Genomic DNA, 26,329 nt, shown 5'->3' on the forward strand with positions numbered 1-26,329 from the left:
GTCAGTAGCACCCCGGTGTACGCACTCGTATCACCGCCGGGCGTTGGCATTTCGGGCTGATCAGCAGACCGCTGTTCCCCGTTGCCTGCCTGTACCGAACCTACTGAATTTCAGCCTTGGCTGAGTTGGCTTTTTGCCTGACTACAGGTGTTCATCATGTCTGTTCTTTCGAAACAATCCGTGGCCGCGGCGGCCTCGACGAGCCTGTTTGTGCTGCTGTGGAGCAGCGGGGCGATTTTCTCCAAGCTGGGCCTGGCCCATGCGTCCCCCTTTGCCTTCCTGTTGATCCGCTTTGCCATTGCCCTGGCGGGCCTGGTGCTGCTGGTGCCGATTCTCAAACTGAGGTTGCCGCGCCCGGGCAAACCGCTGTGGTATGCGGCGGCCACCGGGCTGGTGTTGCTGGGGGCCTATCAGATTTTTTATCTGTTGGCCCTGGACCTGAAGGTCACCCCCGGCGTGATGGCGACCATCATGGGCGTGCAACCGATCCTCACCGTGGTGCTGATGGAGCGCCAGCGCTCATGGCGCCGGGTGTTCGGCCTGGCGTTGGGGTTGGCGGGCCTGATCATGGTGGTGTACCAGGGCATCGGTCTGGCTGGCATGTCCCTGGCCGGCATGCTGTTTGGTTTGCTGGCGCTGGCGAGCATGACCCTGGGCTCGATCATGCAAAAGCGCATCACCGATAACCCATTGGGTACCTTGCCGGTGCAGTACCTGGCAGGTTTGTTGTTGTGCGCGGTGTTCGTGCCGTTCCAGCCCTTTGCTTTCGAGCACAACAGTGGCTTTTACCTGCCGGTGCTGTGGATGGGGCTGGTGGTGTCACTGTTGGCGACGCTGCTGCTGTACCGCCTGATTGCCCGGGGCAACCTGGTGAATGTCACCAGCCTGTTCTACCTGGTGCCGGCAGTCACTGCGGTGATGGACTACTTGATCTTCGGTAATCGGCTGGCAGTGCTGAGCGTGCTGGGGATGGGGTTGATCATCATCGGGTTGGTATTCGTCTTCCGTAAAGCTTGATATCCCTGTGTAGGAGCCGAAAAGCCGGCTCCTACACAGCTTTGATCAATTTCCCTCGCCGTAGCACCAGCCACAGCGCCCCCGCGATCAACAACCCGCCATACAGATGGGCCATGGACAACGGCTCGTCCAGCAGCAATGCGCCCCACAACACGCCGAATGGCGGAATCATGAAGGTGACGGTCATCGACTTCACCGGCCCGATGGAGGTCAGCAAACGGAAGTACAGGATGTAGGCGAATGCCGTGCATAGCAGCCCCAGGCCCAGTAGGGACAGCCACACATTCCAGCCGCCCCAACTGGCGGGCGGGTGGTTGATGGCGCTCCAGCCAAACCACGGCAATAGAAACAATGTGGCGCCGAGCATGCTGCCCAGTGCCGAAAGGCGGCTGTCCAGGCCACCCTGTTGATCCAGCCAACGGCGTGCCAGGAAACCGGCGAAGCCGTAGCAGGTGGTTGCCAGCAGGCAGGCGAGGGCGCCCATCAGCAACTCCAGGTCAAACGCCACCGGCCCGGCGCGCGTGAGGATGCCCACGCCGAACAGGCCCAGGCACACCCCGGCAATTTTCGAGGGTGTCAGCCGCTCATGGAAAAACAGCCCGCCAATCAACACCCCCATCAACGGCGTGGTGGCGTTGAAAATCGCCGAGTAACCCGCTGGCAAGACCTGGGCCGCCACCGAATACATGGTCGCGGGAATCCCCGAGTTGATCACCCCCAGCAACAACACGATCTTGAACTTGCCCTGGAAATCCCAGCGCACCCGTAGCATCGCCAGGATCACCAGCAGGCCGGCGGCGGCAATCGAAACGCGGAAAAACGCCGTAGGCAAGGTGCCGATCTGCGGCGCGATAATCCGCATGAACAGAAAGCTCGCGCCCCAGATGGCGGCCAGTAGCAGCAGGTAGAGGGTGTCGACAGGTCTCACGGACAGCTCCTTTTCAACAAGGGCGAGAGTGTTGCCCAGGGGCCTGCCTGACACAATCTTTTACGTATCAACTACACAATAAAGCGCGTCACCAGGCCGTTGAGGTCCACCGCCAGGCGCGACAGCTCCTGGCTGGCGGCCGAGGTCTGGGTCGCACCGGCGGCGGTTTGCGTCGACAGGTCGCGGATATTCACCAGGCTGCGATCCACCTCCCGGGCCACCGATGCCTGTTGCTCGGCGGCACTGGCGATCACCAGGTTGCGTTGGCTGATCTGCGAGATGGCAGCGGTGATTTTTTCCAGGGCATTGCCGGCGCTGTTGGCCCGTTGCAGGGTCTGGCTGGCGTGCTCGGCGCTGCTGGTGAGGGCGCCGACCGTGGCCTGGGTGCCTTGCTGGATACCGGTGATCATCTGCTCGATTTCCTCGGTGGAATCCTGGGTCCGCTGCGCCAGCGAGCGAACCTCGTCGGCTACCACCGCAAAACCCCGCCCGGCCTCGCCGGCGCGGGCGGCTTCAATGGCCGCATTGAGCGCCAGCAGGTTGGTCTGCCCGGCAATCCCGCGTATCACTTCCAGCACCTTGCTGATGTCTTGCGCCTGTAGCGCCAGGCCCTCGGCCTTGCCCGAGGCGTCGAGCACCTCGTTGACCAGGCTCTGGATCGAGCTGATGGTTTCGCTGATCTGGAAATGGCCGTGCTTGCTGTCCTCATCGGACGCCTGGGATGCCTCGGCGCTGGAGACCGCATTCCCCGCCACTTCATCCACCGCTGCGCTCATCTGTGTGACGGCGGTGGCGGCCTGTTCGATTTCATCGTTCTGTGCTTGCAGGCCGCGAGTGCTTTGCTCCATCACCGAACTCATCTCTTCGGCTGCCGAGGCCAGTTGCTGGGCGGACTCGCTGATGCCGCGAATAGTCGCCTGCAACTGTTCCTGCATGGTGGCCAGGGCGCCCAGCAACTGTGCCGGTTCGTCCTTGCCATGCACGTGGATCGGCTGGCTCAGGTCGCCGGCGGCAATCGTGCGCGCCGCGTGCAGTGCCTGCGCCAGGGGCGTGGTGATACTGCGGGTCAACAGCCAGGCCAGCAGCAGCGTCGCGATCAGGGCGACCGCGATGATGGGGCCGACGATCCACTGTGCGCTCTGGTACATCTGCGCCGCCGATTGCGCCGCATCCTGGGCGCCTTGCTGGTTGAAGTCGATCAAGGCGCCCAGGCTCCGGTTGAGGATCACGCCCTGGGGCGTCAACGTATCGGTGAGCAGGGTCAGGGCCTGCATCTGGTTATCCTGGTCCACCAGGTGGATCAATTGGTCGACGATGGTCATATAGGCCGACGCGGTGGCCTTGAGCTGCTCCAGTAGCTGGCGCTCCTGGTCATTGCTCAGCAGGGCCTGGTGATTGTCCAGGCGTTCCTGCAAATAGCCGCGCTCCTTGGTGATCACCTCTTTGCTGCGCTCGCGCACCGCCGATTCATCGGTGGTCAGCAAGCGCAACGCCTCCAGGCGGATAGCCGCGACGTTGGCGGCGCTGTTGTGGATGTTCTCGATACTCGGCATCCAGGCCGTTTCAATGATGGCGGCGCTTTCGCGCAGCTTGGCCATCTGCCCCAGGCCAAACAACCCGACCAGCACCAGCAGGCCGGCCAATACCGCAAAACTCAGACTGGCACGCAGGCCGATTCCCATGTTCCTCAATGACATATCAATGCTCCTTGGGCGATTTAAATCGATTCCCGAGCCGGTCTTAGGACCTTGTTATCAGGGAAAACGCTGGGCTATATAGCAAAGTGCCATCATTGAGGTAATCGGGGTTTCCCTTACGTTGGATCCAAGTCCGTATAAGGTCGCCAAACCCCGCCCGGCCTGGGGTTCTTCCTGTTCGCGGTGCCAGCGCCCGTGTTTTGTGGCCTTCAGATGAATCGATTAATCAACGCGAGGTGACTTTATGGGTGCTTTATTGACCCTATGGTCGAATTAAAAAATCGTAAAAAATTGTTTGAGGCGCCCCCGTGAGGAGCCAGCGCCCGGTAAAAAATGTACTTCTCCTGCATGAGGACTCTGGCTAATCTCAGGTCTTCCGAATGCCCGCAGAGGTCTACGACATGCCGCAGCAAACGCCTGCCATCGACACCGCGCAGTCCATCGCCAAGATGATCCTCGATGGCTTCGACGATTACCGCGAGCACTTTCGCCAGATCACCGACGGCGCCCGCGAGCGTTTTGAAAAGGCCCAGTGGCAAGAGGCGCAAGCCGCCTCGGCGGCGCGGATCAACCTCTATGAAGAGAAGGTCGGCGAAGTCACCACACGCCTGCGAGCCACTTTCGATGCGGGGGCGCTGCTGGATATCCAGTCCTGGCCCCTGGTCAAGAGCGCCTATATCAGCCTGATCGACCTGCGGTTTGACGATGAACTGTCCGAGACCTGGTACAACTCGATCTTTTGCGGGCTGTTCAGCCACGACCTGATCAGCGACGGCTGCATGTTCATCCACACCACCCGCCCGAGCCTGCGCCGCGCCCGTGCCGCGCAAACCCGCACCTACAAGCCCCAGGGCCAGTTGGCCGGGATGCTCGAGCAAATTTTCAGCGACTACCGCTTCAGCGAACCCTACGCCGACCTGGCCGGCGACTTGCAGCGTCTCGAAGCACAACTGCGCGAGAACCTGCCGGACTGGGTATGCAAGGACCCGGACCTCAACGTCGAGCTGTTTTCCTCGGTGCTTTACCGCAACAAGGGCGCGTACCTGGTGGGCCGCCTCTACACCCGCGATGAACAATGGCCGCTGGTCATCCCGCTGCTGCACCGCGAAGGGCAGGGCATCCGCATCGACGCGCTGATCACCGATGAAGCCGATGTGTCGATCATCTTCTCGTTCACCCGCTCCTATTTCATGGTGGATGTGCCGGTGCCGGCAGAGTTCATCGGCTTTCTCAAGCGCATCCTGCCGGGCAAGCACATCGCCGAGCTGTACACCTCCATCGGCTTCTACAAACACGGCAAGTCGGAGTTCTACCGGGCGCTGATCAACCACCTGGCCAGCACTGACGATCAGTTCATCATGGCCCCGGGCGTGCGTGGGATGGTCATGAGCGTGTTTACCCTGCCGGGCTTCAACACGGTGTTCAAAATCATCAAGGACCGTTTTTCGCCGTCGAAAAACGTCAACCGTGCCACGGTGATCGAGAAGTACCGCCTGGTGAAGAGTGTCGACCGGGTCGGGCGCATGGCCGATACCCAGGAGTTCGCCGATTTCCGTTTTCCCTTGAGCAAATTCGAGCCGCAATGCCTGGCCGAACTGCTGGAAGTGGCCGCAGGCACGGTCGAAGTCGAAGGCGACACGGTACTGATTCGCCACTGCTGGACCGAACGCCGCATGACCCCGCTCAACCTCTACCTGGAAAACGCCAACGAGGCCCAGGTACGCGAAGCCCTCGAAGACTACGGCCTGGCCATCAAGCAACTGGCGGCGGCGAATATCTTTCCCGGCGACATGCTGCTGAAAAACTTTGGCGTCACCCGTCATGGTCGCGTGGTGTTCTACGACTATGACGAGATCTGCTTTCTTACCGAAGCCAACTTTCGCCACATCCCGGCACCGCGCACCCCGGAAGACGAAATGGCCTCCGAGCCCTGGTATTCCATCGGCCCGCTGGACGTGTTCCCCGAGGAATTCCCGCCGTTCCTGTTTGCCGACGCCGGGCAGCGGCGCCTGTTCGATGAGCTGCACGGCGAGTTGTACAACGCCGACTACTGGAAAGGCCTGCAAGAGGCGATTCGGGCGGGGAAGGTGATTGATGTGTTCCCGTATCGGCGCAAGGGCCTGGATAACGAATAGGGGCATCAATACCGCCAGACCCTGCGGGAGCTGTCGAGCCCCGGCGAGGCTGCGATAGCGGTGGGCCAGCCAACAGCGATGCCGACCGGGCCAGCCCCTTCAGGTGATTTACGCGCCCTTTAACGTTGTGTGCGCTTTTCTGCCACAATTGCCGGCCGTGCATAAATAGACGACCTTCAAAGTACCTGATGACTGACCAAGCGCCCGCTATCGACCAACTCCTGAAAAACCTCGATCACGCCATGCTCGCCGACCGCCACCGCTTGCGTCGGCAGTTGCTTGAGCTGCGCAAGAAACCCGATGAGGAGAAGCTGGCGCAGTGGGTGGCGCGCATGCAGGCATCGTGTGCCCAGGTCACGGCGCGCGCGGCCAGCGTGCCGCAGGTTCGCTATGACGACAGCCTACCCATCGCCGCCAAGCGCGACGAGATCAAGGCCGCGCTGCAAAAGCACCAGGTGCTGATCATCGCGGGCGAGACCGGCTCGGGTAAAACCACGCAGTTGCCGAAGATCTGCCTGGAAATCGGTCGCGGCCAGTACGGCTTGATCGGTCATACCCAGCCCCGGCGTATCGCCGCGCGCAGTGTGGCGAGCCGGGTCGCGGACGAGTTGGCCACGCCGCTGGGGGCGCTGGTGGGTTATCAGGTGCGGTTCGAGGACCAGAGCGATTCCAACACCCTGATCAAGTTGATGACCGACGGCATCCTGCTCGCTGAGACCCAGAACGATCGCTACCTCGAACGCTACGACACGATCATCGTCGACGAAGCCCACGAGCGCAGCCTGAACATCGATTTCCTGCTCGGCTACCTGAAGACCCTGCTGCCACGCCGTCCCGACCTCAAAGTCATCATCACCTCGGCCACCATCGACCTGGAGCGCTTTTCCAAGCACTTCGACGATGCGCCGATTGTCGAGGTCTCGGGGCGTACGTTCCCGGTGGAAACCTGGTACCGCCCGCTGACCCTGGAGCAGGACGAAGAGGGCAACCGCGTCGAAGACGACTTGACCGTGGACCAGGCGATCCTCGCCACCCTCGATGAAATCGCCGCCTTTGAACGCAGCGAGCGCAAGAGCCCTGGCGATGTGCTGGTGTTCCTGCCCGGTGAGCGCGAGATCCGCGATGCCGCCGATATGCTGCGCAAGGCCCAGCTCAAGCACACCGAAATCCTGCCGTTGTACGCGCGCCTGTCACCGGCCGAACAGCAGCGCATTTTCCAGTCCCATCCGGGGCGGCGCGTGGTGCTGGCGACCAACGTTGCGGAAACCTCGCTGACAGTGCCTGGCATCCGCTACGTGATCGACAGCGGCACCGCACGCATCAGCCGCTACAGCTACCGCGCCAAGGTCCAGCGCCTGCCGATCGAGGCGATTTCCCAGGCCAGCGCCAACCAGCGTAAAGGCCGTTGCGGCCGGGTCGAGCCGGGCATTTGCGTGCGCCTGTACAGCGAAGAAGATTTTATCGGGCGCCCGGAATTTACCGACCCGGAGATCTTGCGTACCAACCTTGCGGCCGTGATCCTGCAGATGCTGCACCTGCGCCTGGGCGAAATCACCGACTTCCCGTTTATCGAGCCGCCGGATGGCAAGGCCATCAGCGATGGTTTCAACCTGCTGCAGGAACTCTCGGCAGTAGACCGCAATAGCCAACTGACACCCCTGGGCCGGCAACTGGCGCGCCTGCCGGTGGACCCGCGCATGGGTCGCATGTTGCTGGAAGCGGCCAAGCTTGGCAGTTTGCAGGAAGTGCTGATCGTCGCCAGCGCCATGTCGATCCAGGACCCGCGCGAGCGCCCGCCGGAGCGCCAGCAAGCGGCCGACCAGGCCCACGCGCAATGGAAGGATCCCGATTCGGACTTCGCCGGGCTGGTCAATTTGTGGCGCGGCTTTGAAGAGCAGCGCCAGGAACTGACCGCCAGCCCGCTGCGCAACTGGTGTCGCAAGAACTTCCTCAACTACCTGCGCCTGCGCGAGTGGCGCGATTCCCATCGCCAGTTGAGCCTGATCTGCCGCGATATGCAGTTGACGGTCAACAAGGAACCGGCGGACTTCCCGAAACTGCACAAGGCGGTGCTGTCCGGCCTGTTGAGCCAGATCGGCCAGAAAACCGAAGACGGCGATTACCTGGGGGCCCGTCAGCGGCGCTTCTGGATTCATCCCTCCTCGGGGATCGGCAAGAAGCGTCCGCAATGGTTGATGACCGCCGAACTGGTGGAAACCACCAAGCTGTATGCGCGCATGGTGGCCAAGATCGATGCCGATTGGATCGAACCGTTGGCCGGGCACCTGATCAAGAAAAACCACTTCGAACCCCATTGGGAGAAGAAGCGCGGCCAGGTCGTGGCCTTTGAGCAGATCACGTTGTTCGGTTTGATTGTGGTGGGGCGCCGGCCCGTGCATTACGGGCCGGTGGACCCTGTGGTGTCCCGCGAGCTGTTTATCCGCGAAGGCCTGGTGCGTGGCGAGATCCAATCCCGGGCCAAGTGCCTGGCCGCAAACCAGCAGTTGCTGGAGCAATTGGACGAGCTGGAAGCCAAGGCCCGGCGCCGCGATATCCTGGCCGACGAGGAAACCCTGTACGCCTTCTACGACGCGCGCCTGCCGGCGGAGATTCATCAGACGGCGACCTTCGACAGTTGGTACAAGATCACCAGCCAGAAAGACCCGCAACTGCTGATCATGCGCGAAGAAGACGTGCTGGCCCGCGAGGCCAGCGAGGTCACCGCCGCCCATTACCCCGACACCTTGCACCTGGGCGACCTGGCCCTGGCCTTGAGTTACCACTTTGAACCCAACCACCCGCGCGACGGCGTGACCTTGCGCGTGCCGGCGCCGCTGTTGCCGGCCTTGCCCGCCGAGCGTCTGGAATGGCTGGTGCCCGGGCTGATCGAAGCCAAGTGCATTGCCCTGGTGCGCAACCTGCCCAAGGCCCTGCGCAAGAACTTCGTGCCGGTGCCGGACTTCGTCAAGGCCGCGCTGCAACGTATCGAATTTGCCCAGGGCTCGCTGCCCCAGGCGCTGGGGCGCGAACTGTTGCGCATGACCGGTGTACGGGTCAGCGATGAAGCCTGGAGCGAAGCGGCGCAGCAGGTGGAAAACCACCTGAAGATGAACCTGGAAGTGGTCGATGCCCAGGGTAAGTTCCTCGGCGAAGGCCGCGACCTGGCAGCGTTGACTGCGCGGTTTGTCGAAGCCAGCCAGGCTGCCCTGGCGGTGCCGCAGACTGCCAAAAGCCAGCAGCCGGTGGAGGCCAAGGTCTTCGCTGCGGTTGCCGAGACTACCCAGCAGAAGATTGCTGGCCTGTCGATGACGGTGTATCCGGCGCTGGTAGAAGAAAACGGCACGGTCAAGGAAGGACGTTTCTCCACGGCTGCCGAAGCCGAGTTCCAGCATCGCCGTGCCTTGCAGCGCCTGTTGATGCAGCAATTGGCCGAACCGGCAAAATTCCTGCGCGGCAAATTGCCGGGCCTGACAGAGCTGGGGCTGATGTACCGCGAGTTGGGACGTATCGAGGCCCTGGTGGAGGACATTCTGCTGGCCAGCCTCGACAGCTGCGTGCTGGAAGGCGAGGCCAGCCTGCCCAGGGATGGCGCGGGCCTGGCCGCCCTGGCCGAGCGCAAGCGCGGCAGTTGGACCGAACATGCCGAACGCCTGGCGCGCCTGACCCTGGAAGTGTTGAAACTGTGGCATGGCCTGCAAAAGCGCTTCAAAGGCAAGATCGACCTGGCCCAGGCCGTGGCACTCAACGATATCAAGCAGCAACTGAGCAACCTGGTGTATCCAGGGTTTGTGCGCGAAACCCCGGCGCAGTGGTTCAAGGAACTGCCGCGCTATCTCAAGGCCATCGAGCTACGCCTGGAAAAACTGCCCAGCCAGGTGCAGAAGGACCGGGTCTGGAGCGGTGAGTTGAGCGGCCTGTGGAGCCAGTACCAGACACGCCTGAACAAGCACACCCAGGAAGGCAAGCGCGACCCGCAACTGGAGCTTTACCGCTGGTGGCTGGAGGAATACCGGGTGTCGTTGTTTGCCCAGCAGTTGGGCACCAAGGCGCCGATTTCCGACAAACGCTTGAGCAAACAGTGGAGCCAGGTCGAGCCTTGACCTGGCGTGCCGGGGGCGGGTGCGCGCGCGACAGGCGCCAAACCCCCCGGTTTATGGCAAACTTCGCCGCTATAAATGCCAGGATCGTCTAGATTGGCTGTATCAGCCTCGACGCGCCGGGACAAAGCGTTTCCCCGTTTGATGTCCGCGCGGCGGACTAGAGCGATTTACGGTTTGGTACGAAGGTACCAATCCCTTCTGCCTGAACAGATTTAGAGGAACGACCGTGCATAACGTCGTCATCAGCGGCACAGGCCTGTACACCCCGGCCAACAGCATCTCCAACGAAGAGCTGGTGCAGTCTTTCAATGCTTACGTTCAACAGTTCAATGCCGACAACGCCGTGGCCATCGAGCAGGGCGACGTTCAGGCGTTGACCGAATCCAGCGCCGCCTTTATCGAAAAGGCCTCAGGTATCAAGAGCCGCTTTGTCATGGACAAGGAAGGCATTCTTGACCTCCAGCGCATGACCCCGAGTTTGCCCGAGCGCTCCAACGACGAGTGGTCGATTCTCTGCCAGATGGCCGTGGGCGCCGCCGAGCAAGCCCTGCAGCGCGCTGGCAAGACTGCCGCCGATATCGATGGGGTGATCGTCGCCTGCTCCAACCTGCAACGCGCCTATCCGGCCATTGCCATCGAAGTCCAGGAAGCCCTGGGCATCCAGGGTTTTGGTTTTGACATGAACGTGGCGTGTTCTTCGGCGACTTTCGGTATCCAGAACGCTTGCAACAGCATTCAGCTGGGCCAGGCCCGGGCGATCCTGATGGTCAACCCGGAGATCTGCACCGGCCACCTGAACTTCCGCGACCGTGACAGCCACTTCATCTTCGGCGATGCGGCGACCGCGGTGATTCTGGAGCGTGCCGACCTGGCCACTTCCGAACACCAGTTCGACGTTGTCAGCACCAAGTTGCTGACCAAGTTCTCCAATAACATCCGCAACAACTTTGGCTTTCTCAACCGCGCGGCGGAAGAGGGCGTTGGTGCGCCAGATAAACTTTTCGTGCAGGAAGGCCGCAAAGTCTTCCGTGATGTCTGCCCGATGGTTGCCGAGTTGATCGGCCAGCACCTTTCGGAAAACCAGTTGAGCGTCACCGATGTGAAGCGTTTCTGGTTGCACCAGGCCAACCTGAGCATGAACCATCTGATCGTCAAGAAGCTGCTGGGCCGTGAAGCCGAGATCGAAGAAGCACCGGTGATCCTCGATACCTACGCCAACACCAGTTCGGCGGGTTCGGTGATCGCGTTCCACACCTATCAGGACGACTTGCCCAAGGGCGCGCTGGCGGTACTCAGCTCGTTTGGCGCCGGGTATTCGATTGGCAGCGTGATCCTGCGCAAGCGCTAGGAACCAGGCGATTGCGGCCACGTCCTGCACAATGAGGTTTTGAATGGCAGCAGCCGACGACGCGCACCTGCTTGAACGCCTGCTCAAGGGCGAGCAGCGGGCCTACAAGGAATTGGTCACCACCTACCAGAGCGCGATGCGTGCGGTGGCCTACGCCATCGTAGGCCAGCGCCATGCCGACGAAGTGGTCCAGGACGCATGGCTCTCGGTGGTGCGCAGCCTCGCCCGGTTTGAAGGGCGTTCCAGCCTCAAGACCTGGCTGCTGACCATCACCGCCAACTCGGCCAAGGGGCGCTACAAGCAGAATCGACGGGAAGTGCTGCTGGACGACCTGCCGTCGCCCCACGGCACCATCGGCGATGAGCGTTTTGCCGCCGGCGATGAGCATTGGCTGATCGCGCCATTTGCCTGGCACCAGGACACCCCTGAGGCGCTGCTCACCGAAAACGAGCTGCGTGAATGTCTGGAGCACACGTTGCTAAGTCTGTCCGAGCTGCAAAGCAGTGTGCTGCTGCTGCGCGAGCGCCAGGGGCTGGAACTGGAAGAGATTTGTAATCTTCTGGAGATCTCGCTCTCCAATGTGCGAGTGCTGCTGCACCGGGCGCGGCTTAAAGTCTTCGCTACGGTGGAGCATTTCGAGGAGACCGGCGAATGTTGACCTGCAAAGAACAAGTGGCGCGTTCCAGCGATTTTCTCGATGGGCAACTGAGCTTTGGTGAGCGCCTGCGTATGCGCCATCACCTGATGTTCTGCGCCAATTGCCGGCGCTTCATTCGCCAGATGCGCCTGATGCAAGCCACGTTGCGCATCCTGCCCGAACCCGAAGTGGCCGATGCGCAAGGGTTGGCCGAGCGCCTGGCCTCGGAGCTCAAGCGCAACTCCTGACCCAACGCTGTCTGCGGTTGCCAAGGCCTGCGACGTCCCCGTCGCGGGCTTTTTTGTGTCGGCGAAAAGCTATGCGCTGAAAAACCTTGTAGGTTTGTCATTTTTTTTCACCTTTTTTTCACTTGGCATTTCTCGTACTTTTTTCGCTCAAGCCCACGCCGGCCGTAGCGTTGCGCTTATTCCAAGTGGTTGTAAGAAAGTTCCCCTGTAATAAAATATTTATCTTGCAGCAACTTGGCTGAAATATCCCCTCGCCAAGATCCCCTCCCAACACCAGCGGGGCAGAACCCGTGTGTTTTCCAACGCAAAAGACCACCAATTAGGGGAATTCTTCGATGATCCGTAAGCACTTCGCCGGTTTCGCGGCCAGCGCCCTGGCCCTGGCCGTTACCGCCCAGGCTTTCGCTGGTACTGTCACTACTGACGGCGCCGATATCGTTGTCAAAACCAAGGGCGGCCTTGAGGTTGCTACTACCGACCAGAACTTCAGCTTCAAGCTGGGTGGTCGCTTGCAAGCCGATTACGGCACATTTGACGGCTTCTACACCAAGAACGGTGATTCGGGCGACGCCGCTTACTTCCGTCGCGCCTTCCTGGAGCTGGGTGGCACCGTCTACAAGGATTTCAAATACCAGCTCAACTACGACTTCTCCCACAACTCGGGTAACTCCGACGACGGTTACTTCGACGAAGCGTCCATGTCCTATGTGGGCTTCAAGCCGGTGACTATCCGCGTTGGTCGTTTTGACCCGGATTTCGGCCTGGAAAAAGCTACCAGCTCCAAGTGGATCACCGCCATGGAGCGTAACTCGGCCTACGAGGTTGCAGACTGGGTCAACACCCACGAAAACGGCATGGGCATCCAGGTCAGCGGCACTGCGGCTGAGATGTTCTACGGCTCCGCCAGCCTGGCTTCCAAAGACATCAACGACGAAGACGGTAAGGGCGTGAAGCAATTCAACGGCCGTATCGTGTTGGCGCCGATGAACAAAGGCGGCGACGTCCTGCACTTCGGCTTGAACGTGGCGGCACGTGACCTCAACGACGCGGCCTTCGACTCGCGGATCCGTCCGCGTCTTGGCGCCCGTGGCGTGGCGACGACCGGTGGCAACGATGCTGGCTCCAACGGCAACCGCGCTACCTTCGGCGGCGGTGTGGGCCTGAACGCCAGCAACCTGACCGCAGTCGGCGCCTATGACACCGACACCGTGTTTGGTGGTGAGTTTGCCTTCGCCACTGGCCCATTCTCGGTACAGGCTGAAGCCCTGAGCCGCAAGATGAAGGCTGACAGCAATGCCTACCAGGACGTGAAAACCAGCGGTTTCTACGGCCAACTGGCCTACACCCTGACCGGCGAATCCCGTGCCTACAAGCTCGACGGCGGCAAGTTCGACGCCATCAAGCCTGAGAACAAGCAGTACGGCGCCTGGGAAGTGTTCTACCGTTACGACAGCATCAAGGTTGACGACAAGAACATCGTCGTCAGCAGCGCTACCCGCGAAACCGGCGACGCCAAGGCCAACGTGAACACCCTGGGTGTGAACTGGTACGCCAACGAAGCGGTCAAGCTGTCCGTGAACTACAGCAAGGTCAGCACCGACAAAATCACCAACGCCAATGGCGATGACAGCGGTGACTCCATCGTCGGTCGTGTGCAGTACGTGTTCTAAGCAACTGTAATACCGCTCCAACGCGCTCTTTCTTCATCCGTTAAAGCGCGATCCTCTTTTTCACCCCGCCAACTGGCGGGGTTTTTTTTTGCTGACCGCGCGGGTGGCAGGTTCTGTCAGAATGGCCTGAATATTGTGAGCGAGCGTTTACCGTCGGGGAATGGCATGCCGTTGAAACGTTTGAATAGCCTGTCCGAAGTGTCGCCTGATGAATGGAACGCATTGGTTCCCGAGGATCAGCCGTTTCTGCGCCATGCTTTCCTCAGTGCGCTGGAAGACAGTGCCAGCCTTGGCCGGCATTCTGGCTGGCAGCCGGAGCACTTGCTGCATTACGAGGGCGAGCGGCTGGTGGCGGCGCTGCCCAGTTATCGCAAATGGCACTCCTATGGCGAATACGTATTCGACCATGGCTGGGCTGACGCCTGCGCGCGCGCGGGCATCGACTATTACCCTAAGCTGCTGACAGCGGTGCCTTTCAGCCCGGTCAGCGGGCCGCGCCTGTTGACGGCCAGTGGCGCGGATGGCCTGGAGCTGCTCCAGAGCCTGCCTGGCTACTTGGAGATCGAAGGGCTTTCCAGTGCCCACATCAACTTCACCGATGCCATGGCCGATGCCGCGCTGGGCCAGCAACCCGGTTGGCTTGCGCGCCTGGGTTGCCAGTTTCATTGGCAGAACCGTGGTTATCGCGACTTCCAGGACTTCCTCGACGCCTTGAGCTCGCGCAAGCGCAAGCAGATGCGCAAGGAGCGCGAACAAGTGGCGGGGCAGGGCATCGAGTTCGAGTGGCTGCACGGCCATGAACTGAGCGAGGCCCAGTGGGATTTTGTCTACGCCTGCTACGCCAACACCTATGCGGTGCGCCGGCAGTCACCGTACCTGACGCGAGCGTTTTTCAGCCTGCTGGCCGAACGCATGCCGCAGGCAATACGGGTGGTGCTGGCCAAGCAAGGGCCGCGCCCGGTGGCCATGGCGTTCAGCCTGGTCGGCGGCGACAGCCTATATGGCCGCTATTGGGGTTGCCTGGGCGAATTCGACCGGCTGCATTTCGAGACCTGCTTCTATCAAGGCATGGACCACGCGATTGCCAATGGCCTGCAACGTTTCGACGCCGGGGCCCAGGGCGAGCACAAGTTGATCCGTGGATTTGAGCCGGTGATTACCCACTCCTGGCACTACTTGCGCCATCCAGGCTTGAAAAGCGCCGTGGCGGATTTCCTGGAGCGCGAGCGGGTGGGGATTCTGGCGTATGCCGAAGAGGCGCGGTCGGCGTTGCCGTATCGACAGGAATAACGCTCAGGGAACTCAACCTGTTCCCCTGTAGGAGCGAGCTTGCTCGCGAAGAACTCAAGTACACCGCGTTCATTCTGGATAAACGCGGCGCCCTCAGGTTTTTCGCGAGCAAGCTCGCTCCCACAGGGTGGGTCAATACTGTTGGATCAGGCGGTTTCTTCTTTGCCCAACCAACGGTAGGTGATGCCACCGATCACTGCGCCAAGGATCGGCGCCAGCCAGAACAGCCACAGCTGCTGGATCGCCCAACCGCCGACAATCAGCGCAGGGCCGGTGCTGCGGGCCGGGTTGACCGAGGTGTTGGTGACCGGGATGGAGATCAGGTGGATCAGTGTCAGCCCCAGGCCAATGGCGATGGGTGCCAGGCCAGCCGGTGCGCGACGGTCAGTGGCGCCGAGGATGATCAGCACGAACATCGCGGTCATCACCAGTTCGGTGACAAACCCAGCCGCCATCGAATACCCGCCCGGCGAGTGTTCACCGTAGCCATTGGATGCCAGGCCCGAAGCCAGCTCAAAACCCGGCTTGCCGCTGGCAATGAAGTACAGCAGGGCCGCTGCCACTACGCCGCCAATGACTTGCGCGACGATATACGCTGGCATTTCCCTGGCCGAAAACCTGCCGCCGACCACCAGGCCCACGGTGACTGCCGGGTTGAGGTGGCAGCCGCTGATATGGCCAATGGCAAATGCCATGGTCAGTACGGTAAGCCCGAATGCCAGCGAGACACCCAGCAGGCCGATTCCGACATCGGGGAACGCTGCGGCCAGAACCGCACTCCCGCAACCACCCAACACCAGCCAAAACGTACCTAACCCTTCTGTAACGGAACGTTTGAACAGAGACATGAACGCGTCCTTCTAAATCAACTGGTCGGTGAGGCTTCCCTGCAGTCTGATGTCAGGGCCCTCCTTGGGCCCTGATTGCAGTACAGCAGGATTGTGATACACGGCCAGCGAGTTAGAAAAAACTGTCAGAATTGTTCGGAATTGATCGCGCGGTTAGTAGTCCAGAATCAGTCGATACCCACGAATCCTCCGGTCTGGTGCTGCCACAATCGCGAGTACAGGCCGCCATGTGCCAGCAATTGCGCATGGCTGCCACTTTCGGCGATCTGGCCTTTTTCCAGGACCACCAACCTGTCCATTCGAGCAATCGTGGACAGGCGGTGAGCGATGGCGATTACCGTCTTGCCCTGCATCAGGGTTTCCAGGCTTTCCTGGATGGCCGCTTCCACTTCCGAGTCCAGGGCCGAAGTGGCTTCGTCCATGATCAGGATCGGTGCATCCTTGAGCAGGACCCGGGCGATTGCGATGCGCTGGCGTTGCCCGCCGGAGAGTTTCACCCCGCGCTCACCCACATGGGCATCCAGGCCAATGCGGCCCTCGGCGTCCGACAGCAGCGGGATAAATTCATCGGCACGCGCCTTGCGGATCGCTTCCCAGAGCTCTTGGTCAGTGGCATCGGGTTTGCCGTACAGCAAGTTGTCGCGGATCGAGCGGTGCAGCAGCGAGGTGTCCTGGGTGATCATGCCGATGCGTTCGCGCAGGCTTTCCTGGGCCACTTCGGCGATGTCCTGGCCGTCGATCAGGATGCGTCCGCCTTGCAGGTCGTAGAGGCGCAGCAGCAGGTTGACCAGGGTCGACTTGCCGGCACCGGACGGGCCGATCAGGCCGATCTTTTCCCCTGGCTTGATCACCAGGTTCAGGCCACTGATGATGCCGCTGCTCTTGCCGTAGTGGAAATCCACCTGTTCGAAGCGCACTTCGCCGTGGGGCACGCGCAGGCGCGGGGCGTTCTCGCGGTCGATTACCGCCAGCGGCTGGGCGATGGTTTTCAGGCCGTCCTGGACCATGCCGATGTTCTCGAAAATGCCATTGACCACCCACATGATCCAGCCCGACATGTTGACGATGCGGATCACCAGGCCGGTCGCCAGGGCGATGGCGCCGACCGAGATCAGCGATTGCGTCCACAGCCACAGGGCCAGGCCGGTGGTGGTGACGATCAGCAGGCCGTTCATGGTCGTGATGACCACGTCCATGCTGGTGACCACGCGGCTGGCCAGCTGGGTTTTTTCGGTCTGCTCGATGATCGCTTCCTTGGCGTACTCCTGCTCGGACTGGGTGTGGGCGAACAGCTTCAAGGTGGTGATATTGGTGTAGCCATCGACGATGCGCCCCATCAATTTGGAGCGCGCCTCGGAGGAAATCACCGAGCGTTCCTTGACCCGTGGCACGAAGTAGCGCAGCGCCAGGCTGTAGGCAATGATCCAGGTGACCAGCGGGATCATCAGGCGCCAGTCGGCCTCGGCGAACAGCACCAGGGAACTGATGGCATAGATCGCCACGTGCCAGATGGCATCGACGGCGGCCACGGCCGAATCACGTAGCGAATTGCCGGTCTGCATGATGCGCTGGGCAATGCGCCCGGCAAAATCGTTCTGGAAGAAGTTCAGGCTCTGCTTGAGCACATAGCTGTGGTTCTGCCAGCGGATCAGGCTGGTCATGCCGGGGCTGATGGTCTGGTGCACCAGCAGGTCGTGCAGGGCGCCGAAGATCGGGCGCAGCAGCAGGGCGACCACGGCCATCCAGATCAACTCGGTGGCGTGGATCTGGAAGAAATTGGCCGGCGGCGTGCCCTGGGCCAGGTCGATGATGCGGCTCAGGTAGCTGAACAGCGCCACCTCGATCAGCGCGCCGATCAGGCCCACCACCAGCAGAGCGGCAAAGCACGGCCAGACCTGGCGCAGGTAATAGAGATAGAAGGGCAGGACTTTATCGGGAGGTGCCGCGCTGGGAGCGTCGCGGAAGATATCGATCAGTTGTTCAAAACGACGATAGAGCATTAGGTCTGACGCCCGCCGGGCGGGCTCTCCTTGTTGAATACGCGCGCGGCCTTGTGGGCGGCGCGCGGAACTCCTGTCGATCAGTCGATGATTTTGGCCGACTTGATAAGCACAGGATCGACGGGCACGTTTTGCATGCCTTGCTTGGTGGTGGTCTGCGAGTTGACGATCTGGTCCACCACGTCCATGCCACTAACGACTTTGGCGAAGACTGCGTAACCGGCATCGCGACCTGGGTCGAGGAAGGCATTGTCGGCAACGTTGATGAAGAACTGGCTGGTGGCCGAGTTGGGGTTGGAGGTCCGGGCCATCGACAAGCTGCCACGCACGTTATGCAGGCCGTTGCTGGCTTCGTTGCGGATAGGGTCCTTGGTGTCTTTCTGGACCATTTGCGAGGTGAAGCCACCGCCCTGGACCATGAAGCCTGGAATCACACGGTGAAAAATGGTGTTGGTATAAAAACCACTCTTCACGTATTCCAGGAAGTTCTTGCTGGAGATCGGCGCCTTGACCGGGTCCAGTTCGATTTCGATGTTGCCGAAGCTGGTGTCCAGCAAGACATGCGGTGCCTTGGCGTCCGCCGCCATCAGGTTGGCAGCAAACAGAACAGAACCGGCAAAAACGGCGATTTTTTTCAGCATGGGTCAGTGATCCTGGGAAGTGGTTTGGACGGTCTTGAGAAAATCGAGCAGGGTTGTATTGAAGGTCTCGGGTTGGTCCAGCGGTGTCGCGTGACGTGAGTCCGCAATCACCACCAACCGCGCATCAGGCAGCAGTTTTACATAGATTTGTTTTTGCGCCACCGGGGTGTAGTCGTGGTCGGCGCTGATGACCAGGGTTGGACAGGTAATCCGCGAAAGTCGTTCCTGCACCCCCCAGCCCACAATCGCATCGAAGCTGGCGAGGTAAGCACGTTTGTCGTTTTTTGCCCAGCGTTCGGTCATCTTGCGCCGCAGGTCGGCCTGTGAGGGCTTGGGGAACAACCGGTCGCCAAGCGCCTTGCCGATGGTATTCAAGCTCAGCACGCGCGCCAGGCTCCAGCGCTTGGCCCATTGCCAATAATCATCGGCGCTGCGCACCTTGACCTCGGGCGTGCTGTTGACGATGCACAGGCTTTTGAGCAACTGCGGTTGGTCGACCGCCAGTTGGAAGGTGATCATCCCGCCCATCGACAGGCCTACCACGTGGGCGGCGGGCAGTTGCAGGTGTTCGATCAGCGCCACCAGGTCGGCGGTAAAACCGGCGATGCTGTAGCGCTCCCGGGGCTTGTCGGAGCGCCCGTGACCGCGCACATCCAGCACCACCAGGCGGTAATGCCGGGACAATACCGGTATTTGCAGCTCCCAATCCTGGCAACTGGAGCCCAGGCCGTGGATCAGGATCAGTGGCTCGCCGTGGCCGTATTCCTCGTAATGCAGGGTGCAGCCTTCATGTTCGAAATAGGCCATCGGTGAACTCCGTGTCAGGCTTGCCGGGGAGCGGCAAAGGGTGCGTCCAGCGGTGCGGTGTCGAAGGTGCGCAGCAGTTCGACGAGAATCTGCGTGGCCGGGCCCAGGGGCTTATCCTTGTTCGAGTACAGGTAGAACGTCGGGTGGCGGCTGGCGCCTTGCTCCAGGGGCAGTTGCTTGAGCACACCCTCCTTGAGTTCGCGCTCGATCATGTGCCGGGGCAGCCAGGCAAACCCCAGGCCGCTGCCGACGAAGGTGGCGGCGGTGGCCAGGCTGCCCACGGTCCAGCGCTGTTCGGCGCCGAGCCAGCCGACGTCCCGCGGTTGCTGGCGACCGGAGTCGCGGATCACCACTTGCATCTGGCTTTCCAGGTCCTGGAAGCTCAATTCCCGGTTGAGCCGGTGCAACGGATGTTCGGGGTGGGCCACGGCGACAAATTCCACGTCGCTCATTTCCGTGCCCAGGTAGCCGGGGATGCTGAAGCCGCTGATCGCCAGGTCGGCCACGCCTTCGATCAGCAGTTCCTCGACACCCGACAGCACTTCTTCGCGCAGGCGCACACGGCAGCCACGGCTTTGCGGCATAAAGGCGGTGAGGGCGCGTACCAGGCGGGCGTTGGGGTAGGCGGCATCGACTACCAGGCGTACTTCGGCTTCCCAGCCTTGTTCCATATGGTGGGCCAGGTCTTCCAGTTGGCTGGCGTTTTTCACCAGTTGCCGGGAGCGACGCAACAGCACTTCGCCGGCGTCGGTGAGTACGGCCTTGCGCCCATCGATGCGCAACAGGGGCACGCCCAGTTGGTCTTGCATGCGGGCCACGGTGTAGCTCACCGAGGATTGCGAGCGGTGCAGCACTTCGGCCGCCTGGGCGAAGCCGCCATGGTCGACCACGGCTTGCAACGTGCGCCATTGATCAAGGGTCACGCGGGGCGCTTTCAAGATGAGCTCCTCTTGTCCTAAGCTGGCGGTCCTTATTGGAGACTGCCGAATGAGAAAATTCTGTTGTGTAGTGCTGGCATTGTTGCCGTTGAGCGCGTTTGCCTATCCGATCGACGTGTCAAAGTCGATCAAGGGGGTCAGCATCGATTACAACGCCTCCGATGTGGACGGCGATATCAGCTCCATCCAGCTCAGTAACTTCGGCAGCAATGACGCTGCGTGTACGGTCGCGTTTACCAATGGCCCGGAGCCAGCGCGGGTGCGCAAGGTCACGGTCCCCGCCGGCAAAAGCACCAACACCACGGTCAAGTTCAGCCGCGCGATTATCAAGATGCGGATCAAGCTGACCTGCGAACCCAAGTAAGGTGCTGCGGAGCACTGACGATGCTCCGCTTATAAACAACTTTATAGATGGGTTATAGCAGTTTTTTGCGCTTTTTTATCGAACGGGCTCTGTTTAACCTTCACTCCATCGACTTACAGCAATTACCGATGGAGCTTACAAAGCCATGTCCAACGTTCTGATCATCGAAAGCAGCGCCCGCCAGCAGGACTCTATCTCCCGCCAGTTGACCCAACAGTTCATCAGCCAATGGCAGGCGGCCCATCCGGCCGATCAGATCACCGTGCGCGACCTGGCTGTCAACCCGGTGCCGCACCTGGACGCGAACCTGCTGGGTGGCTGGATGAAGCCGGTCGAGCAGCGCAGTAGCGACGAGCAGGCTTCCCTGGACCGTTCCAACCACCTGACCGACGAGTTGCTGGCCGCCGATGTGCTGGTGATGGCGGCGCCGATGTACAACTTCGCCATCCCCAGCACCCTCAAGGCCTGGCTTGACCATGTGCTGCGTGCCGGCGTGACCTTCAAGTACACCGCCACCGGCCCCCAGGGCCTGTTGACCGGCAAGCGCGCCTTTGTGCTGACCGCCCGTGGTGGCATCCACACCGGCGCGAGCAGCGATCACCAGGAACCGTATCTGCGCCAGGTCATGGGGTTTATCGGCATCCATGACGTGACCTTCATTCATGCCGAAGGGGTGAACCTGGGTGGCGATTTCCAGGAAAAGGGCGTGAACCATGCCAAGGCCCTGCTGGCACAAGTTGCCTGAAGCGTTAATCGCCAGATAATCGCGCGATGTTTTTATAGCTCCACGCAACCCTTCAAGTACGCGTATCGAACCTCCCTTTGCGCTCGTTGCTCCTGAGTGCTCCTGCCCGACTGACGCTTTAGCGAGGTCGGGTTTTTTTTGCCCCGAGTTTCGCCCCGCCGTGAAAGGCGCTAATGTCGCGCCCATTCAAATATGAGGCGCACATGGGCTACTTACTGATTGTCACCCTGATCCAGGCGTTTTCCTTCAGCTTGATCGGCGAATACCTGGCCGGTCATGTCGACAGCTACTTCGCCGTGCTGGTGCGTGTGCTGCTGGCTGGGTTGGTGTTTATCCCCCTGACCCGCTGGCGCTCGGTGGAGCCTGCGTTCATGCGCGGCATGCTGCTGATCGGCGCGTTGCAGTTCGGTGTGACCTACGTATGCCTGTATTTGAGCTTTCGCGTGTTGACGGTGCCGGAGGTGCTGCTGTTCACCATCCTCACGCCGTTGCATGTGACCCTGATCGAAGACGCGCTGAACCGGCGCTTCAACCCCTGGGCGCTGATCGCCGCGCTGGTGGCGGTAGCGGGGGCGGCGGTGATCCGTTTTGACCAGATCAACCCGGACTTCTTCATGGGCTTTTTGCTGCTGCAACTGGCCAACTTCACCTACGCCGCTGGGCAAGTGCTGTATCGGCGCCTGGTGGCGCGGCACCCGAGCGACCTGCCGCACTACCGGCGCTTTGGCTACTTCTATTTGGGAGCGTTGGCGGTGGTATTGCCGGCGTTCCTGCTGTTCGGCAAGGCCAACTTCCTGCCCGAAGCGCCGTTGCAATGGGGTGTGCTGCTGTTTCTTGGCCTGGTCAGCACCGCCTTGGGTTTGTACTGGTGGAACAAGGGCGCGTGCCTGGTCAATGGCGGCACCCTGGCGGTGATGAACAACCTGCATGTGCCGGTGGGGTTGCTGCTGAATCTGCTGATCTGGAATCAGCATGAGCCGCTGGGGCGGTTGTTCCTGGGCGGGGCGGTGATTGTGGCGGCAGTGTGGATCAGCCGGTTGGGGATTCGCCCGGCGCCACTCTGCCGGCAATGATCGTTCCCAAGGTGGGAGCGGGCTTGCCCGCGATAGCGGACGATCAGTAACAGATGTGTTGACTGACCCACCACTATCGCGGGCAAGCCCGCTCCCACAGGGGCGCTGCTTCGCGCCTGGTTAGAGCGTAGCCTTCTCCGGCGCCGGCAAATGGCTGGCACCCAACACCGCCGGCAGTACTCCGGCCCGCAGGTCGTTGCCACTCGGTTGCTGGTACAGGCTCAAGCCAAACTCCGGCAGCACCGCCAGCAGGTAGTCGAAAATATCCCCCTGGATCCGCTCGTAATCCGCCCACGCCGTGGTGCGGGTGAAGCAGTAGATTTCCAGCGGCACGCCCTGGGAGGTGGTCTGCATCTGGCGCACCATGCAGGTCATGTTCGGCTGGATATCCGGATGGCTCTTCAGATAAGCCAGGGCATAGGCACGGAAGGTGCCCAGGTTGGTCATGCGCCGGCGGTTGGCCGACAGTTGCGCGCTGTGGCCCTGGGCTTCGTTCCAGGCTTTCAATTCTGCCTGTTTGCGGCTGATGTAGTCGGTCAGCAGGTGGACCTGGGTCATCCGCACTTCTTCATCGTCACGCAGGAAACGCACGCCGGCCGCGTCGATAAACAGGCTGCGCTTGATCCGCCGCCCGCCCGAGGCCTGCATGCCGCGCCAGTTCTTGAACGACTCGGACATCAAGCGCCAGGTGGGGATCGAGACGATGGTCTTGTCGAAGTTCTGCACCTTGACCGTATGCAAGGTGATGTCCACCACGTCGCCATCGGCGCCGACCTGGGGCATTTCGATCCAGTCGCCGACTCGCAGCATGTCGTTGCTGGTCAATTGCACGCTGGCGACAAACGACAACAAGGTGTCCTTGTACACCAACAGGATCACCGCCGACATCGCACCCAACCCCGACAGCAGCAACAGCGGCGAGCGGTCGATCAAGGTTGCGACGATGATGATCGCGCCAAACACGAACAACACCATTTTCGCCAGTTGCACATAGCCCTTGATCGAGCGCGTGCGGGCATGTTCGGTGCGGGCGTAGATATCCAGCAGGGCGTTGAGCAGGGCGCTCATGGCCAATACCTGGAACAGGATGGTGAACGCCAGCGCCACGTTGCCGATGAACAGCGCGCTGGTCTTGCTCAATTCCGGCACCAGGTGCAGGCCGAACTGGATCACCAGCGACGGCGTCATCTGTGCCAGGCGGTGGAAGACTTTGTTGTGGCGCAGGTCATTGAGCCAATGCAGGGCAGGTTGGCGGCCGAGCAACTTGACGGCATGCAGGATCAGGTAGCGTGCCACCCGTCCGACCAGCAGGGCCACCACCAACAGCACCAGCAAAGCCAGGCTTGAATGCAGCAGCGGGTGTTGGTCCAAGGCACCCCAGAGGTCTTGGACGTTGAGCCAGAGCTGTTTGATATCCATGGTTTAACGCGATTCTTCTGTAAGACATGACGGGGCGATTAGAGCATTTAAGTGCTGCAAAGTTGTGCAGGCAGACAAATCACCTGACAAAAAACCACCTGATTGGCCCACTTCGCGTAAAGAAACTCGGCCTGAGCGCCCGAAACCGTTACCCTATGCAGCTGATTTTTTGTATTTCTTCGAGGTAGCACCCGTGTTTTCCCAATTCGCCCTGCACGAACGCCTGCTCAAAGCCGTGGCCGAGCTTAAATTTGTCGAGCCTACGCCTGTGCAAGCAGCGGCCATCCCGCTCGCGCTCCAAGGGCGTGACCTGCGGGTGACGGCTCAAACCGGGAGTGGCAAGACCGCCGCTTTCGTCCTGCCAATCCTCAATCGCCTGATCGGCCCGGCCAAGGTCCGCGTCAGCATCAAGACCCTGATCCTGCTGCCTACCCGCGAGCTGGCCCAGCAGACCTTGAAGGAAGTGGAGCGCTTCTCGCAGTTCACTTTCATCAAGTCCGGCCTGATCACCGGTGGCGAAGACTTCAAGGTGCAGGCCGCCATGCTGCGCAAGGTCCCGGATATCCTGATCGGCACCCCAGGGCGGATGATCGAGCAATTGAACGCCGGCAACCTGGACCTCAAGGAAGTCGAAGTGCTGGTGCTCGACGAAGCCGACCGCATGCTCGACATGGGCTTTGCCGACGATGTGCAGCGCCTGGTCGAAGAATGCGTCAACCGCCAGCAGACCATGCTGTTCTCCGCCACCACCGGCGGTTCGACCCTGCGCGAGATGGTCGCCAAGGTCCTGAACAACCCCGAGCACCTGCAGGTCAATAACGTCAGCGACCTGAACTCGACTACCCGTCAGCAGATCATCACCGCTGACCACAATGTGCACAAAGAGCAGATCCTCAACTGGCTGCTGGCCAACGAGACCTATCAGAAGGCCATCGTGTTCACCAACACCCGGGCCATGGCTGACCGTATCTACGGGCGCCTGGTGGCTCAGGAGTACAAGGCGTTTGTGTTGCACGGTGAGAAGGACCAGAAGGACCGCAAGCTGGCCATCGACCGCCTCAAGCAGGGCGGCGTGAAGATCCTGGTGGCCACCGACGTCGCCGCGCGCGGCCTGGACGTCGAAGGCCTGGACATGGTGATCAACTTCGATATGCCACGCAGCGGCGACGAGTATGTGCACCGTATCGGCCGTACCGGGCGGGCCGGCAACGATGGCCTGGCCATCTCGCTGATCTGCCATGGCGACTGGAACCTGATGTCGAGCATCGAGCGCTACCTCAAGCAGTCGTTCGAGCGCCGCACCATCAAGGAAGTCAAAGGCACCTACACCGGGCCGAAGAAGGTCAAGGCTTCGGGCAAGGCCGTGGGCGTGAAGAAGAAAAAGGTCGATGCCAAGGGCGACAAGAAGAAAACCGGCGCCAAGTCGCCGACCAAGCGCAAGATCGCCAACCGGCCGAAGACCGACAACCTGTCGTTGGTCAGCAAGGACGGCATGGCGCCGCTCAAGCGCCGCAAGCCAGAAGCGCCGGCTGCCGAGTAATACGCCAGCGCACTAAAAAACCGGACAATGTCCGGTTTTTTTATGCCCTCAGTTTTTCGCCTTGGCCGCCGCTTCCTTCAACTCCTTGAGCCGCGCCTCGATCAACTGGCACTTGTCCGGAAACTTCGCGCTTTCGGTGTCCAGGTCCATCTGCTGCAGTTCGTCGTTGATTTCCTTGGCCTTGGTCGGGTTCTGCTGGGTGAGGGTGCTGACCTCCTTGGCCAGTTGTTCGCGTTTTTGCGTGGCTTCTTCCGGGGTACAGGCCCAGGCGGGCAAGGCGCTCAACAGGGTGGCGGCGACAGCCAGTTGCATCAGGGGTTTCATGGGGTAGACCTCCTTGGCGGTGATACCCGGTTGAGGGCACCGGCCGGCGAAAAGTTCAGTGCAATCACGCCCGTCGACCCGGCTGAACGGCGCCCGCACCCACAGGTCACAACCTTCGAAGGCAGCCAGCCGGTGTGCCTGCAGGAGGATTGAGGATGAGCACTTACAATTGGGATCTGATCGAACGTCTATTGCATGAAGTGCAAAACGGCGAGGGCAGCTTTGCCCCGCGCAAATATGCCGAACAGGAAGCCGCCGAGAAGGCCACGGCGGGTGAGTTCAACGGTGACCTTGATGCGCTGAAGAAGACTGCCGCCGACTACGAGGCATTGTTGTTCAAGCGCGGCTTTATCGAGTCCCGGCCCGAGGATGAGGGCGGCAACGGTGAGAACTTCATTTTGACGCCGCTGGGTGCGCGGCTGCTGGCGCTGATCGACAGCTCCATCCCGGGTAACAATCATCCGCGCCAGGTGCTGGACGAGCAGGCTGACGCGCTGGACCCGGCGACGTTCGAGGTGGTGGCCTCCAAGGCGCAGATCGCCTGAGCACGCGCAAACTGT

At 61.1% G+C, this 26,329-nt stretch carries 22 protein-coding genes; 13 read left to right on the forward strand and 9 right to left on the reverse strand.

The annotated features are described in order from the left end of the window. The first annotated feature begins 156 nt into the window (after nt 1-156). Nucleotides 157-1,017, forward strand: a complete 861-nt coding sequence (locus tag HBO11_RS00245; RefSeq protein WP_169955577.1) for a DMT family transporter — start codon at nt 157-159, stop codon at nt 1,015-1,017. A 31-nt stretch (nt 1,018-1,048) separates the two neighbouring features. On the opposite strand, the gene HBO11_RS00250 is transcribed toward HBO11_RS00245, so the two are convergent. Both HBO11_RS00250 and HBO11_RS00255 read right to left on the reverse strand, forming a co-directional pair. Next, complete coding sequence (locus tag HBO11_RS00250; RefSeq protein ID WP_170058698.1) at nt 1,049-1,945, reverse strand: DMT family transporter; 897 nt, start codon at nt 1,943-1,945, stop codon at nt 1,049-1,051. Nucleotides 1,946-2,016: 71 nt separating this feature from the next. Then, nucleotides 2,017-3,642: a methyl-accepting chemotaxis protein gene (locus tag HBO11_RS00255; RefSeq protein ID WP_169955590.1), complete on the reverse strand. Its 1,626-nt coding sequence runs from the start codon at nt 3,640-3,642 to the stop codon at nt 2,017-2,019. A gap of 401 nt (nt 3,643-4,043) precedes the next feature. Here HBO11_RS00255 and aceK point away from each other — a divergent pair, with 401 nt between their 5' ends. The 7 genes from aceK to HBO11_RS00290 all read left to right on the forward strand — a co-directional run bounded on the left by aceK (nt 4,044) and on the right by HBO11_RS00290 (nt 15,070). Beyond that, the gene (gene aceK, locus HBO11_RS00260; protein WP_169955625.1) at nt 4,044-5,777 is read left to right on the forward strand and encodes a bifunctional isocitrate dehydrogenase kinase/phosphatase; all 1,734 of its coding nucleotides are present in this window, start codon (nt 4,044-4,046) and stop codon (nt 5,775-5,777) included. 188 nt (nt 5,778-5,965) lie between these two features. Continuing rightward, nucleotides 5,966-9,877: an ATP-dependent RNA helicase HrpA gene (gene hrpA / locus HBO11_RS00265; protein WP_169955591.1), complete on the forward strand. Its 3,912-nt coding sequence runs from the start codon at nt 5,966-5,968 to the stop codon at nt 9,875-9,877. Between the two features lie 226 nt (nt 9,878-10,103). Beyond that, nucleotides 10,104-11,225 carry a beta-ketoacyl-ACP synthase III gene (locus HBO11_RS00270; RefSeq protein WP_169955592.1) on the forward strand — a complete coding sequence of 374 codons (1,122 nt, stop codon included), beginning with the start codon at nt 10,104-10,106 and terminating at the stop codon, nt 11,223-11,225. A 43-nt stretch (nt 11,226-11,268) separates the two neighbouring features. After that, on the forward strand, nt 11,269-11,883 hold the full coding sequence (locus tag HBO11_RS00275) for an RNA polymerase sigma factor (protein ID WP_169955593.1): 615 nt from the start codon (nt 11,269-11,271) through the stop codon (nt 11,881-11,883). Beyond that, a complete protein-coding gene (locus tag HBO11_RS00280) occupies nt 11,877-12,110 on the forward strand; it encodes a zf-HC2 domain-containing protein (protein WP_169955594.1) in 234 nt (77 codons plus the stop codon). Before HBO11_RS00275 ends, HBO11_RS00280 begins: the two co-directional genes overlap by 7 nt. 335 nt (nt 12,111-12,445) lie before the next feature. Next, the gene (locus HBO11_RS00285) at nt 12,446-13,780 is read left to right on the forward strand and encodes an OprO/OprP family phosphate-selective porin (RefSeq protein ID WP_169955595.1); all 1,335 of its coding nucleotides are present in this window, start codon (nt 12,446-12,448) and stop codon (nt 13,778-13,780) included. Nucleotides 13,781-13,945: 165 nt separating this feature from the next. Further along, nucleotides 13,946-15,070: a GNAT family N-acetyltransferase gene (locus HBO11_RS00290; RefSeq protein ID WP_169955596.1), complete on the forward strand. Its 1,125-nt coding sequence runs from the start codon at nt 13,946-13,948 to the stop codon at nt 15,068-15,070. Nucleotides 15,071-15,216: 146 nt separating this feature from the next. On the opposite strand, the gene aqpZ is transcribed toward HBO11_RS00290, so the two are convergent. From aqpZ to HBO11_RS00315, 5 genes are all read right to left on the reverse strand, one after another. Beyond that, nucleotides 15,217-15,918, reverse strand: coding sequence for an aquaporin Z (aqpZ, locus tag HBO11_RS00295; RefSeq protein WP_169955597.1), 702 nt, complete (start codon nt 15,916-15,918; stop codon nt 15,217-15,219). A gap of 167 nt (nt 15,919-16,085) precedes the next feature. Continuing rightward, nucleotides 16,086-17,918: an ABC transporter ATP-binding protein gene (locus tag HBO11_RS00300; protein ID WP_169955598.1), complete on the reverse strand. Its 1,833-nt coding sequence runs from the start codon at nt 17,916-17,918 to the stop codon at nt 16,086-16,088. 80 nt (nt 17,919-17,998) lie between these two features. Next, entirely contained in the window at nt 17,999-18,559 is a 561-nt protein-coding gene (locus HBO11_RS00305) for a peptidylprolyl isomerase (protein ID WP_169955599.1), read from the reverse strand. A 3-nt stretch (nt 18,560-18,562) separates the two neighbouring features. Further along, on the reverse strand, nt 18,563-19,366 hold the full coding sequence (locus HBO11_RS00310; protein ID WP_169955600.1) for an alpha/beta hydrolase: 804 nt from the start codon (nt 19,364-19,366) through the stop codon (nt 18,563-18,565). A 14-nt stretch (nt 19,367-19,380) separates the two neighbouring features. Continuing rightward, the gene (locus HBO11_RS00315; protein ID WP_169955601.1) at nt 19,381-20,304 is read right to left on the reverse strand and encodes a LysR family transcriptional regulator; all 924 of its coding nucleotides are present in this window, start codon (nt 20,302-20,304) and stop codon (nt 19,381-19,383) included. A gap of 49 nt (nt 20,305-20,353) precedes the next feature. Here HBO11_RS00315 and HBO11_RS00320 point away from each other — a divergent pair, with 49 nt between their 5' ends. The 3 genes from HBO11_RS00320 (at nt 20,354) to HBO11_RS00330 (ending at nt 22,486) form a co-directional block, all read left to right on the forward strand. Further along, nucleotides 20,354-20,668, forward strand: a complete 315-nt coding sequence (locus HBO11_RS00320) for a 3-phosphoglycerate kinase (RefSeq protein ID WP_169955602.1) — start codon at nt 20,354-20,356, stop codon at nt 20,666-20,668. A gap of 145 nt (nt 20,669-20,813) precedes the next feature. Beyond that, nucleotides 20,814-21,413 carry an FMN-dependent NADH-azoreductase gene (locus HBO11_RS00325; protein WP_169955603.1) on the forward strand — a complete coding sequence of 200 codons (600 nt, stop codon included), beginning with the start codon at nt 20,814-20,816 and terminating at the stop codon, nt 21,411-21,413. A gap of 203 nt (nt 21,414-21,616) precedes the next feature. Further along, nucleotides 21,617-22,486 carry a carboxylate/amino acid/amine transporter gene (locus tag HBO11_RS00330; protein WP_128593759.1) on the forward strand — a complete coding sequence of 290 codons (870 nt, stop codon included), beginning with the start codon at nt 21,617-21,619 and terminating at the stop codon, nt 22,484-22,486. Between the two features lie 120 nt (nt 22,487-22,606). On the opposite strand, the gene HBO11_RS00335 is transcribed toward HBO11_RS00330, so the two are convergent. Next, nucleotides 22,607-23,905 carry a mechanosensitive ion channel family protein gene (locus HBO11_RS00335; RefSeq protein WP_169955604.1) on the reverse strand — a complete coding sequence of 433 codons (1,299 nt, stop codon included), beginning with the start codon at nt 23,903-23,905 and terminating at the stop codon, nt 22,607-22,609. Nucleotides 23,906-24,098: 193 nt separating this feature from the next. On the opposite strand from HBO11_RS00335, the gene HBO11_RS00340 reads away from it, so the two are divergent. Beyond that, nucleotides 24,099-25,445 carry a DEAD/DEAH box helicase gene (locus tag HBO11_RS00340; protein WP_169955605.1) on the forward strand — a complete coding sequence of 449 codons (1,347 nt, stop codon included), beginning with the start codon at nt 24,099-24,101 and terminating at the stop codon, nt 25,443-25,445. A 48-nt stretch (nt 25,446-25,493) separates the two neighbouring features. On the opposite strand, the gene HBO11_RS00345 is transcribed toward HBO11_RS00340, so the two are convergent. Further along, nucleotides 25,494-25,769, reverse strand: coding sequence for a hypothetical protein (locus tag HBO11_RS00345; protein ID WP_169955606.1), 276 nt, complete (start codon nt 25,767-25,769; stop codon nt 25,494-25,496). 155 nt (nt 25,770-25,924) lie between these two features. On the opposite strand from HBO11_RS00345, the gene HBO11_RS00350 reads away from it, so the two are divergent. Further along, nucleotides 25,925-26,314, forward strand: a complete 390-nt coding sequence (locus HBO11_RS00350) for a transcriptional regulator (RefSeq protein WP_169955607.1) — start codon at nt 25,925-25,927, stop codon at nt 26,312-26,314. The last annotated feature ends 15 nt before the right edge of the window (nt 26,315-26,329 follow it).

The sequence above is a fragment of the Pseudomonas sp. WS 5010 genome, assembly GCF_012985565.1.
Lineage (GTDB): Bacteria > Pseudomonadota > Gammaproteobacteria > Pseudomonadales > Pseudomonadaceae > Aquipseudomonas.

Bases quoted from the DNA above. Each gene is read 5' to 3' on its own strand.
- HBO11_RS00245 (WP_169955577.1), top strand. From the start codon at position 157: ATGTCTGTTCTTTCGAAACAATCCGTGGCCGCGGCGGCCTCGACGAGC.
- HBO11_RS00255 (WP_169955590.1), bottom strand. From the start codon at position 3,642: ATGTCATTGAGGAACATGGGAATCGGCCTGCGTGCCAGTCTGAGTTTT.
- aceK (WP_169955625.1), top strand. From the start codon at position 4,044: ATGCCGCAGCAAACGCCTGCCATCGACACCGCGCAGTCCATCGCCAAG.
- hrpA (WP_169955591.1), top strand. From the start codon at position 5,966: ATGACTGACCAAGCGCCCGCTATCGACCAACTCCTGAAAAACCTCGAT.
- HBO11_RS00275 (WP_169955593.1), top strand. From the start codon at position 11,269: ATGGCAGCAGCCGACGACGCGCACCTGCTTGAACGCCTGCTCAAGGGC.
- HBO11_RS00280 (WP_169955594.1), top strand. From the start codon at position 11,877: ATGTTGACCTGCAAAGAACAAGTGGCGCGTTCCAGCGATTTTCTCGAT.
- HBO11_RS00285 (WP_169955595.1), top strand. From the start codon at position 12,446: ATGATCCGTAAGCACTTCGCCGGTTTCGCGGCCAGCGCCCTGGCCCTG.
- HBO11_RS00290 (WP_169955596.1), top strand. From the start codon at position 13,946: ATGCCGTTGAAACGTTTGAATAGCCTGTCCGAAGTGTCGCCTGATGAA.
- aqpZ (WP_169955597.1), bottom strand. From the start codon at position 15,918: ATGTCTCTGTTCAAACGTTCCGTTACAGAAGGGTTAGGTACGTTTTGG.
- HBO11_RS00300 (WP_169955598.1), bottom strand. From the start codon at position 17,918: ATGCTCTATCGTCGTTTTGAACAACTGATCGATATCTTCCGCGACGCT.
- HBO11_RS00305 (WP_169955599.1), bottom strand. From the start codon at position 18,559: ATGCTGAAAAAAATCGCCGTTTTTGCCGGTTCTGTTCTGTTTGCTGCC.
- HBO11_RS00310 (WP_169955600.1), bottom strand. From the start codon at position 19,366: ATGGCCTATTTCGAACATGAAGGCTGCACCCTGCATTACGAGGAATAC.
- HBO11_RS00320 (WP_169955602.1), top strand. From the start codon at position 20,354: ATGAGAAAATTCTGTTGTGTAGTGCTGGCATTGTTGCCGTTGAGCGCG.
- HBO11_RS00325 (WP_169955603.1), top strand. From the start codon at position 20,814: ATGTCCAACGTTCTGATCATCGAAAGCAGCGCCCGCCAGCAGGACTCT.
- HBO11_RS00330 (WP_128593759.1), top strand. From the start codon at position 21,617: ATGGGCTACTTACTGATTGTCACCCTGATCCAGGCGTTTTCCTTCAGC.
- HBO11_RS00335 (WP_169955604.1), bottom strand. From the start codon at position 23,905: ATGGATATCAAACAGCTCTGGCTCAACGTCCAAGACCTCTGGGGTGCC.
- HBO11_RS00345 (WP_169955606.1), bottom strand. From the start codon at position 25,769: ATGAAACCCCTGATGCAACTGGCTGTCGCCGCCACCCTGTTGAGCGCC.
- HBO11_RS00350 (WP_169955607.1), top strand. From the start codon at position 25,925: ATGAGCACTTACAATTGGGATCTGATCGAACGTCTATTGCATGAAGTG.